At 43.0% G+C, this 10,602-nt stretch carries 11 protein-coding genes and 1 pseudogene; 9 read left to right on the top strand and 3 right to left on the bottom strand.

Annotated elements, in window-relative coordinates; translation table 11 throughout:
- The 3 genes and pseudogenes from IQR33_RS16065 to IQR33_RS16075 all read right to left on the bottom strand — a co-directional run.
- Positions 1–706 (bottom strand): histidine kinase dimerization/phospho-acceptor domain-containing protein (locus IQR33_RS16065; protein WP_322631775.1); only part of this gene is annotated, 706 nt, incomplete at its 3' end.
- Positions 696–1,877 carry an FIST signal transduction protein gene (locus tag IQR33_RS16070; protein ID WP_085569882.1) on the bottom strand — a complete coding sequence of 394 codons (1,182 nt, stop codon included), beginning with the start codon at positions 1,875–1,877 and terminating at the stop codon, positions 696–698. The genes IQR33_RS16070 and IQR33_RS16065, both read right to left, overlap by 11 nt.
- 113 nt (positions 1,878–1,990) lie before the next feature.
- A pseudogene (locus IQR33_RS16075) lies at positions 1,991–2,347 on the bottom strand (hypothetical protein).
- 257 nt (positions 2,348–2,604) lie between these two features.
- Here IQR33_RS16075 and ccoN point away from each other — a divergent pair.
- The 9 genes from ccoN to IQR33_RS16120 all read left to right on the top strand — a co-directional run bounded on the left by ccoN (position 2,605) and on the right by IQR33_RS16120 (position 10,478).
- Entirely contained in the window at positions 2,605–4,032 is a 1,428-nt protein-coding gene (gene ccoN / locus IQR33_RS16080; RefSeq protein WP_005396488.1) for a cytochrome-c oxidase, cbb3-type subunit I, read from the top strand.
- A 12-nt stretch (positions 4,033–4,044) separates the two neighbouring features.
- Positions 4,045–4,665 (top strand): cytochrome-c oxidase, cbb3-type subunit II, encoded by a 621-nt coding sequence (gene ccoO / locus IQR33_RS16085; protein WP_005377475.1) that lies wholly within the window; start codon positions 4,045–4,047, stop codon positions 4,663–4,665.
- 9 nt (positions 4,666–4,674) lie between these two features.
- Positions 4,675–4,848: a cbb3-type cytochrome oxidase subunit 3 gene (locus IQR33_RS16090; RefSeq protein ID WP_005377485.1), complete on the top strand. Its 174-nt coding sequence runs from the start codon at positions 4,675–4,677 to the stop codon at positions 4,846–4,848.
- A complete protein-coding gene (gene ccoP / locus IQR33_RS16095; RefSeq protein ID WP_005377487.1) occupies positions 4,848–5,822 on the top strand; it encodes a cytochrome-c oxidase, cbb3-type subunit III in 975 nt (324 codons plus the stop codon). The genes IQR33_RS16090 and ccoP overlap by 1 nt, the downstream gene beginning before the upstream one ends.
- 105 nt (positions 5,823–5,927) lie before the next feature.
- On the top strand, positions 5,928–6,404 hold the full coding sequence (locus IQR33_RS16100; protein WP_005377489.1) for a FixH family protein: 477 nt from the start codon (positions 5,928–5,930) through the stop codon (positions 6,402–6,404).
- 4 nt (positions 6,405–6,408) lie between these two features.
- Positions 6,409–8,772, top strand: coding sequence for a heavy metal translocating P-type ATPase (locus IQR33_RS16105; protein WP_193837369.1), 2,364 nt, complete (start codon positions 6,409–6,411; stop codon positions 8,770–8,772).
- Positions 8,773–8,787: 15 nt separating this feature from the next.
- A complete protein-coding gene (gene ccoS, locus IQR33_RS16110; RefSeq protein WP_005377493.1) occupies positions 8,788–8,952 on the top strand; it encodes a cbb3-type cytochrome oxidase assembly protein CcoS in 165 nt (54 codons plus the stop codon).
- A gap of 8 nt (positions 8,953–8,960) precedes the next feature.
- Positions 8,961–9,641 (top strand): sulfite exporter TauE/SafE family protein, encoded by a 681-nt coding sequence (locus tag IQR33_RS16115; RefSeq protein ID WP_017634899.1) that lies wholly within the window; start codon positions 8,961–8,963, stop codon positions 9,639–9,641.
- A gap of 90 nt (positions 9,642–9,731) precedes the next feature.
- The gene (locus tag IQR33_RS16120) at positions 9,732–10,478 is read left to right on the top strand and encodes an FNR family transcription factor (protein ID WP_005377497.1); all 747 of its coding nucleotides are present in this window, start codon (positions 9,732–9,734) and stop codon (positions 10,476–10,478) included.
- The last annotated feature ends 124 nt before the right edge of the window (positions 10,479–10,602 follow it).

Genomic DNA, 10,602 nt, shown 5'->3' on the forward strand with positions numbered 1-10,602 from the left:
CTCCAAGAACGGAATTTAAAGGGGTTCTTATTTCATGGCTCATCATCGCTAAGAACTCCGACTTAGAGCGGTTCGCAAGCTCTGCTTCTTCTCTTGCTTTAGCGAGCTGAGTTGTTCTTACCTCAACGATACGTTGTAACTTCTCTTTGGTCTCGATATCAATGACCGCCCTTTCAATTAAGGGACGAAACCGCCTCAAGGTTTCCTTATTCTCTATGCTAAAGTGCCCTTTCTGAGCTCCAATAAGTAGGATTACGGTTTGCGTTACTTCTGAACGTATACCAGTTAAAACGACCGAGTTTACATGGCTTTTTATAAAGCTGTTTAAGTTAACAAACTCAGCGAGTTTATCTGGCTCGAACAGTAGAATGCATTCACCATTGAGAGCTCTTTGATAGGTGTTACCGTGTAACCAGGATACATTGTCAAATACGCTATTAGTTGATATCAATGTCCTGAAGGGATATCGCTCACCATCGCGAGTCAGTACAATAAAATCATCGAAGTTGATGTACTTTTTGAGGACATTGTTTAATCCCGTAAATATCTCATGCCGATTCTTTGCCTCACTCATCGCAGATATCGCGGAAAGAATGGCCTTGTTTTCATCGGCGAGTAGTCGTTCTCTTTGTCTAGCCTGCTTTAGCTCAACTAACGCTTCTTGAAGCGCTTCCTGTTGATATATGTCTAAGTATTTATCTTTCATAAGGTTTATGGAATATAGCCGATGAGATCATCAGGTTTCCATGTCCATTCTCACCACCAATAAATCTACCTTGCTCGCCGAAAGTAAAAGGGCAAATAAAAGGCAAATGTTCTAGTTCTTGGTTAATTTGTTCACAAACGCTATTCATGTCTTGCATTAAGTGCAACATGGGACCTGCGCAAAAGATATTTATCACTCCAATTTTTCGAGACTCTTCTAATTTTTGGTTAAAAGCGGCATTGACGACTTTTGCAGCGCGCGCAACGAGATGCTCACGACTTCCTTTCATTAATGTGAGCTCGTCACCCTCTTCTATTCGTGTAAACAACTCGATTCCACCATCTGGCGTCTCACGGATCGGATGGGATAACTTGTAATATGGGCGATCATAGAGATGACCTGCGATCCGCCCTAATGGATAAGCACTCGAGTTTGTAAACAGCATATTATCTTTACCTACTTGGTTATCCTGGTGATTTGTCCACCTTCTATAAACATTGAGCGCAGGTTCATTATCAATTTCAAGTAAGCATCTATCGTTGGTCTTGGTTGCAACACCTTTGATATTAGTTGGTGTATGCCCAGCGCTAAAAGCGATATCAACAGGTTGAGAGGAGTAAAAGAGAGTTAAGCTTAAACCTGAAGTTTGAGAGCCTTGGGCGGTTATCACAGACCATTTCCCAGCGATGTTATTATCAGCGGCCGAACCACCAATAATTGGAATTAGAGTTCCAAATCTTTCATCTATAGACGCAATGATTGATTCCTCTTGCCCTGGTGTAGCATGAAGTAGAATTAAGTTTGGTACCTCTCCTACACGGTTTGCGTTCTCAAGGGCCATATCCAAAGCATTGGTGACGCTGTCACCTGAGTTGTGATTAGAAATACCAGTACCATAAGCATGAGGACCTGTATCATAAACAGCAAGTGCCGCAATTACTGGTCCTGTATGAAAGCCCTGATCTGTCATTACGGCTTGACATGAACTGGCGCCATGAAAAGGCACACCAGGAAAATGCGCAAGAAACGCTTCTCGAATCAACTCGAAATTGTATTCTTCCGTGTAGTAACACATCACGTAAGACAAGTTCTGTTGTGTCAATTCGGACCTGAGCGTTTTTATCGCTGAGTCTTCATCTTTAATATGAGTAAAAACTGATTGGCAATGCATACGATTTTATAATTGGATATCACTCTGCTGTTATACCATTCCAACCAATTTTCTCTAGGTAAGAAGGTGTTAATTTCATTAATAAGTTACGATTATCTCGTGATAGATCGTATTTATAATTGAACTACAACAATGTTTTCACCTTTTTTAAAGGTGATTTTTTTCGATTCAGGCATGATGTCTCATTCTACTGACTTATGCTTTTCGTTGAGATTGATAAAATTACCAGATTGATTTAGATCAATTTTTAGAGTGCTACTTTCTGTCGTTTCGAGCGAAATTCCCATTGAGTCACTATTAATCGTGATTATTTCTCCTTCAATTGTTACATCGCATCGTTCTTTTTGTGAACAGTCAACGCTATTAACACTCTCGTGTGTAAAGGTACGCCAGAAAAATGCGCCTATTAAAACACTGAGCATGATTAAGATTTGTGCAAGTCGCGCCTTTGTTAACTTTTGTGCAGGCATAATTACTAATATCCTTGTTACAAACTTCAAACTTTTTAAATAAAAAATGATTTCCAGAGGTCCAGTAAGGTTACTACCCTGTCATTGAATTGTTAATTCAAGTATAGTGTCACGCTGAAAATGCCACTTTTTATTAAAGTCAGCAATGGAAATAAGGTGATGATAACACTTGAATTCTAGAGTTTACTTGGGTGGTGTTACGACGCAAGTCGTGTTGGAAGTAAAAGTGTAGTTAATTAGAAATTGGAAGCATGCAAATGAGCCAAGTAAAGCAGCTTGAACAAAACTACAACTATACAGTCGTTCGCCAATTTACCCTTGTGACCATTTTATGGGGCATAGTTGGTATGGCTGTTGGTGTTTTGATTGCCGCTCAATTAGTTTGGCCACAGCTAAACTTTGATACGCCGTGGTTGACGTACAGTCGCTTACGTCCACTGCATACTAATGCGGTAATTTTTGCGTTTGGTACCAGTGCTCTGTTCGCAACGTCTTATTATGTTGTACAGCGCACATGTCAAACACGTCTTTTTGGTGGCCCACTCGTTGCCTTCACCTTTTGGGGTTGGCAAGCAATCATCCTGGCAGCAGCCATTACTTTGCCTCTCGGTTTAACATCGGGTAAAGAGTATGCTGAGCTAGAATGGCCTATTGATATCGCAATTGCGCTAGTATGGGTATCATATGCGGTGGTGTTCTTCGGCACACTAGTGAAGCGAAACACGTCACATATTTATGTGGCAAACTGGTTCTTCGGTGCCTTTATTATCACAGTAGCAGTACTTCACATCGTGAACAGCATGGCTATTCCTGTGTCACTTGGTAAATCTTACTCGATTTACTCGGGCGCAGTGGATGCGATGGTTCAGTGGTGGTATGGACACAATGCGGTAGGTTTCCTACTGACCGCTGGTTTCCTAGGTATGATGTACTACTTCGTTCCTAAACAAGCTGAACGTCCTGTTTATTCTTACCGTCTATCTATCGTTCACTTCTGGGCACTTATTTCTCTATATATTTGGGCAGGCCCTCACCACCTTCATTATACAGCGCTACCAGACTGGACTCAGTCTCTAGGTATGGTTATGTCGCTGGTTCTATTTGCTCCTTCTTGGGGTGGTATGATCAACGGTATTATGACGTTATCTGGTGCATGGCATAAGCTTCGTTATGACCCTATCCTACGTTTCCTAATCGTTTCACTGTCGTTCTACGGTATGTCTACCTTTGAAGGCCCGATGATGTCGATTAAGACGGTTAACGCACTTTCTCACTACACAGACTGGACCATTGGTCACGTTCACTCTGGTGCGTTAGGTTGGGTTGCGATGGTTTCTATCGGCTCTGTATATCACTTGGTACCTCGCCTATTTGGCCAAGAGCGTATGTACTCTGTTGGTCTAGTTAATGTGCATTTCTGGCTAGCAACAATCGGTACCGTTCTTTACATCGTTGCGATGTGGATCTCTGGTGTAATGCAAGGTCTTATGTGGCGCGCGGTTAACTCTGACGGTACGCTAACTTACAGCTTTGTTGAGTCTGTAGAAGCGTCTTATCCGTTCTACTTTGTACGTTTCCTAGGCGGATTTATCTTCCTATCTGGTATGTTCCTAATGGCATACAACACGTACAAAACGGTAAGTGCACCTAAAGAAAGCCTAAAAGCTATCCCACATCCGGCATAAGGAGATTTAAGAATGAGTAATAATTCTAATAATCGCCATGAAATCTTAGAACGTAATGTCGGTTTGTTGGCTATTTTTATCGTGTTTGCTATCAGTTGGGGTGCTCTTGTAGAGATCACTCCTCTGATTTTCCAAAAGCAAACGACTGAACCTGTAGAAAATCTGCGCGCTTACACTCCTTTGGAGATGGAAGGCCGTGATATCTACATCCGTGAAGGTTGTAACGTCTGTCACAGCCAGATGGTTCGTCCTTTCCGCTCAGAGACTGAACGTTACGGTCACTACTCTGTTGCTGGTGAGAGTGTTTGGGAACACCCATTCCTTTGGGGCTCTAAGCGTACAGGCCCGGATTTAGCTCGTGTTGGTGGTCGTTATTCTGACGAATGGCACCGTGTTCACCTGTTAGATCCTCGTGAGCTTGTACCTGAGTCAAACATGCCAGGTTTCCCGTGGCTAGCTGAAAACGTTTTAGACGGTAAGCTAACTCAGAAGAAACTTGAGCTATTTCGTGATCAGTTCGGCGTTCCATACACTGATGAAGAGATCGCGAATTCGGCTAAAGAAGTAGAAGGTAAAACAGAGATGGATGCAATCATCGCTTACCTTCAGTCTCTTGGTCATGCAATGAAGTAAGGGGATCATATGGATTTCGGTACAATTCATAGTATTTATACCGTTGTACTCTTCGCTAGTTTTATTGGCATCGTATGGTGGGCATTTAGTAAAAAGCGTAAAGCACGCTTTGAAGAAGATGCCAACTTGGTGTTTGCTGACGAAGAACAAAAGACCCCTAATAACCAAGGAGTGAAGAAGTAATGACTACATTCTGGAGTCTCTGGATTATCGTGATTACTGTCGGTACGCTAGTAGGCTGTGCGATTCTCCTGACTTGGTGCGCTAAAGATAAAATGGGCGTCGAGGAAGGGGAAGACATGGGCCACGAGTACGATGGTATTCGCGAGCTAAACAACCCTCTACCAAAGTGGTGGACTTACCTGTTTGTAAGCACATTTGTGTTCGCAGCAGTTTACCTTGCCCTATTCCCAGGTCTAGGTAGCTTCAAGGGCTTTTTAAACTGGCAGAGTTCGGCTCAAACCGTTCGCTCACTAGAAGAGTCAAAAGAAGCCATCGCTGCAGCACAAGAGAACAAGCAACTAAACCAATATGCAAAAGAACTGGATGATGCCGACGCTTACTTCGGCGAAGCATTCCGTAAACTTGCGCACAATGACAGTGGTCTACGCCCAATTCCTGAAATTGCGCAAGATCCTGAAGCATTAAAAGTTGGTCAGCGTTTGTTTTTGCAAAACTGTTCTCAATGCCATGGCTCTGATGCACGTGGTCAGAAAGGCTTCCCTAACCTGACTGATGATGCATGGCTATATGGTGGCGAGCCAGCAGCGATCGTTACAACCATCATGCACGGCCGTATTGGTCAAATGCCAGCATGGAAAGATGCCCTTGGTGAGCAAGGTGTTCAAGAAGTTGTAAGTTACACACTTAGTCTATCTGGTCGTAAAGTAAATGCTCGTGAAGCCGCGGCAGGTAAAGCACGCTTCGTAGTGTGTGCTGCTTGTCATGGTACGGATGGTAAGGGTAACCCTGCAGTCGGTGCGCCTGACCTTACAGACCAAGACTGGTTATTTGGTGACTCTCGTGCAGCTGTAACAGAAACCGTAATGAACGGACGCTCAGGCGTAATGCCTGCGTGGAAAGACATTTTGGGTGAAGATAAAGTTCAGCTCGTTGCCTCATATGTCTGGAGTTTAAGTAACTCAGAGAGTAAGTAACTGAGATATTACGTAACATAGCAATAACAGCCCCTTTCATAGGGGCTGTCTTTCCTTTAAATTTAACGCCTTACATTTTTTCATTTAGCTGTTGAGAACTTTTTTATGGTAAAGCCTTGGTATAAACAATTTTGGCCGTGGTTCCTAATCATCCTTCCTCTTACTGTCGTAGTTTGGACTGTGATTACTGTGGTCGTTTTCTCGAACAACTCTGTTTCTTTAGTCGCCGAGGATTACTATAAAAAAGGCAAAGGCATTAATATCGACATTAGTAAAATGAATGTCGCTCGTGACCTAGGTCTTAACGCTGAGATTTCCTCTGAAAATAACAATGTTGTGATTGTTTTCGCTAAAGGGAAGCTACCTCATTACCCTGCTCTAACGGCCACTTTCACTCATCGTACTCTTCCTGATCGTGACTTCACAAAGCTTGTAACAGCGGATGCATCTGGTAATTACCGACTAAAAGCTGAGGAATCTATTCAAGGACCATGGTTTGTTGAACTACAACCACACGACAAGCAATGGATGATCCAAGGTAAAGTTGAGTTTCCTGCCTCTTCAACACCGTTAATGAAGTAAGCATATGTGTAAATCCTGTTATCACTGCGGTGAAGATGTACCAGCCAACACGGATTTCAAAGTAGAAATATTGGGTGAAATTCGCGACATGTGTTGTCCGGGCTGCGAAACTGTGGCGCAGACTATTGTCGATAGTGGTCTTGTATCATATTACCAATACCGCACTGCGCCTGCAGAAAAGGCAGACCTAGTACCAGAGCAACTCCAAGCTTTAATTCATTATGACAATGCGGATGTACAATCTGAATTCGTACGAAATCGCGAAAATGTTTCTGAAGTAACCCTTTCTTTGGAAGGCGTTTCATGTGCCGCTTGTGCGTGGTTAATCGAAAAGCAAGTTTCTAATACGGCCGGGTTGGTATCTATCCGTGTTAATACAACCACCAATCGAGCGTTACTAGCCTGGGATAAAACTCAGGTACGGTTAAGCGAGCTCCTTTCCGTTATTCATAAACTTGGTTACAAAGCTGCACCTTTTGAAGCAGATAAGCAAGAAGCCTCTTACCATCGAATGATGAAGCAATATCTATATCGGCTAGGTATTGCAGGTTTAGCAACCATGCAGATCATGATGCTCGCCGTTGCACTGTATCTCGAAGTCTTTGGTGATTTAGAGCCAGAGTTTAAAAGTTACTTTCGTTGGGTAAGTTTGATTTTTGCTACTCCTGTTTTGCTTTATTCCGCTCTTCCATTTTACTTAAACGCATGGCGCAGTATCAAAGGCCGAACCCTTGGTATGGATGTCCCGGTTTCTATTGCGTTGATCTTTGCCTATGTTGCAAGTTTAGTTGCAACAGTAACTGAACAAGGCGAAGTCTTCTTTGAATCTATCTCGATGTTTACCTTCTTTTTGTTAGTAGGTCGATTCTTAGAGATGCGCGCTCGTCGCAAAGCTGCTGCAGCGAGTGGTAACCTTCTTAAGTTGATTCCGGCAATTGCTACAACGCTGGACGGTGATCAGATACCCGTGAAGACGCTAAAAGTTGGCGTTCGTATTCGCGTTCTACCTGGTGAACATATCCCCGCTGACGGTAAAGTTATTTCAGGCCGTATTCATATTGATGAATCCATGCTAACGGGTGAGTCAGTGCATGTTGTGAAACGAGAAGGCGATATTGTTTATGCGGGAACGCTAAACGGAGACGAATCATTTGAACTTGAGGTAGTAAGCTCAAAGGCCGATTCAATGATTTCTAACATCGTGCGTTTACAAGATGAAGCTCAACACTCCAAACCTAAAATTGCGGAAATTGCAGACATTGTCGCCCGTTACTTTGTTGGTGTGATTCTTATTATCTCTGCTGGTACTTGGTTTTACTGGCATCAAACAAAATCAGATGATGCGTTTTGGATCATGCTGTCTGTGCTAGTCGCTACGTGTCCATGTGCGCTATCTCTGGCCACACCGACCGCACTCACTTGTGCTACCTCTAGAATGGGTAATTTTGGCATTTTACTACGTAAAGGCCATGTGTTTGAGACACTATGTAAGATCAACCACTTAGTTGTAGATAAAACAGGCACTCTAACGAAAGGTGATATTGAGATCTGTGAAACAAAGATACTTAGTGATCTCCCACAGAAAGATTGTCTATCACTAGCTGCAGCTTTAGAGGCTCATGCAAACCACCCTATCGCTCGTTCTTTTGCAACTTACACCAATGATGACTTTATCGTGTCTGACGTGCAAAACGTGATTGGTTCAGGGATTGAGGGTATGTGGAATGGCAAAATCGTTAAGATAGGTAGTGCTGCTTTTGTTCAAGGCAAAGAAAGTGGTGAAAGCCAGGCGGTCTATCTGTCGGTTGATGGCAAGCATGTCGCTAGCTTTTACTACCGCGACCCTATCCGAAAAGAAAGCAAAGCCTTTATTCAACGTTTTGCTGACGCTGGAATTAAGACAACCCTGCTAACTGGTGATTCTCTCTCAAACGCCCAACCAGTGGCGAATGAAATTGGTATCGATCACATCGTCGCGTCAGCAAAGCCAGAAGATAAGCTTGCATACCTTAAGAGCTTGGACGAAAACAGTATCACTATGATGGTTGGTGATGGAATCAATGACGCGCCGACTCTCGCCGGAGCTCACCTTTCTGTCGCAATGGGCGGTGGTACAGATGTCGCTAAAGCTTCTGCAGATATGACGTTACTTGGGGATAATCTCGAAAAGCTACTAGAAGCACGTTTGCTTGCACTGCGTACAAGAAAGATTATTCGAGAAAACTTGGCTTGGTCTTTGGGTTACAACCTGTTAATTTTGCCTTTGGCGGTCGCAGGTTTAGTGGCTCCCTACATTGCAGTAGTTGGCATGTCTGCAAGCTCAATTATCGTTGTATCTAACTCTTTGCGCCTGCTCAAAGAGAAATAAGTAGAGAAAGCAAACATGGAAAGTCTTTATATATTGATTCCCATCGCTATCGTTCTCGTTTGTGTTGCTGTCGCCGTTTTTCTTTGGGCGGTAAGAAGCGATCAGTTTGAAGATCTTGAACGGCAAGGGCACAACATTCTTCTCGACGAAGAAGACCAATCTAATAGTGATAAAAAGTAGCGACCTTTATGACTCCTGATTTTATCGGTGCGTTGATGATCGGCTTAGTAGGAGCCGGTCATTGTATGGGTATGTGTGGTGGTATCGCGTCTCTACTTACCATGGGCTCTTCTGCTAAAAATAAAACTACCCCTCTTATCCCCCTCTTCTACAACCTCGGACGATTGATCAGTTATACCTTAATAGGTGCATTAGTGGGTGGTGCTATATCAGGTTTATCTGAGCTTAGTGGGTTAACGCACTCTCTTGCTTGGTTAAGGCTGATTGCTGCGTTATTCATGATCCTGGTCGCGCTGTATATTGCTAAATGGTGGCAAGGCTTACTTTTAATAGAAAAGCTAGGGCAGTATATCTGGCGCTTTATCTCGCCGGCAGGGAAGAATCTGTTGCCACTAAAGCATCCTCTTCACGCGTTGCCATTTGGCTTTATTTGGGGTTGGTTACCATGTGGCTTAGTTTATTCAGCGCTTACTTGGTCGGCGGTTTCTGGTAGTGCGATGAACGGCGGCCTAATTATGCTTGCGTTTGGGCTCGGAACGCTACCTGCAATGCTTATTATTGGATACGGTGCCAATCATTTTCAGAAATTACAAAAATCATTAATATTTAGAAATATTTCAGCATTAATCCTTATTGGCTATGGTACGTATACCGCTGTAGGAGCCTTAGCGTTACTCGGTTTCATATAACGTTAAACTCTATTGAGGTGACATTTTTGCTACCCTTTAGGATTAAGCGATGCTAAAATATTGATGTATATCAAATAGTGAAAGGTTGTTATGATTTCTGAAAAACCTGCAACAAAGCGTATCCAATCAGGCGGTTGCGCCATTCATTGCCAAGATTGTAGCATTAGTCAACTGTGTATCCCGTTCACTCTAAATGAGGCAGAACTTGATCAGCTTGACCAAATCATCGAACGTAAGAAGCCTATTCAAAAAGGACAAGAGCTTTTTAAGGCCGGTGATGAGCTAAAATCGCTATACGCTATCCGCTCTGGTACCATCAAGAGCTATACGATCACAGAGCAAGGTGATGAGCAAATCACAGCGTTTCACTTAGCTGGAGACTTAGTCGGTTTCGATGCTATCACTGGTGACTCCCACCCTAGCTTTGCTCAAGCACTCGAAACGTCGATGGTATGTGAAATCCCATACGAAATTTTAGACGATCTATCGGGTAAAATGCCTAAGCTTCGCCAGCAAATCATGCGTTTGATGAGTAACGAAATTAAAGGTGATCAGGAAATGATTTTGCTTCTTTCTAAAAAGAACGCAGAAGAGCGACTAGCTGCTTTCCTTTACAACCTATCAACGCGTTTTTCTCAGCGTGGCTTCAGCCCTAGAGAGTTTCGTTTAACTATGACTCGTGGTGATATTGGCAACTACCTTGGTCTTACAGTCGAAACGATCAGTCGTTTGTTAGGTCGTTTCCAGAAATCTGAGATCCTAAGCGTAAAAGGTAAATATATCACTATCTTAGACCACGATGCATTGATGGAACTTGCTGGTGTAACTAAAGAATAATACACCCTAATTATTGATGTAGCTCGAAAATGAGCTACATCATATTTCTCATAAATTCCTTTCGAAAGTCCTCAAAAAGTTCTCCAAACTAAGCTACAGTAAAAATGTACGGTGAGTACTCCAA

Origin of the sequence: Vibrio sp. OPT46 (assembly GCF_015163535.1) — a bacterium.
In the GTDB taxonomy this organism is placed as follows: domain Bacteria; phylum Pseudomonadota; class Gammaproteobacteria; order Enterobacterales; family Vibrionaceae; genus Vibrio; species Vibrio alginolyticus.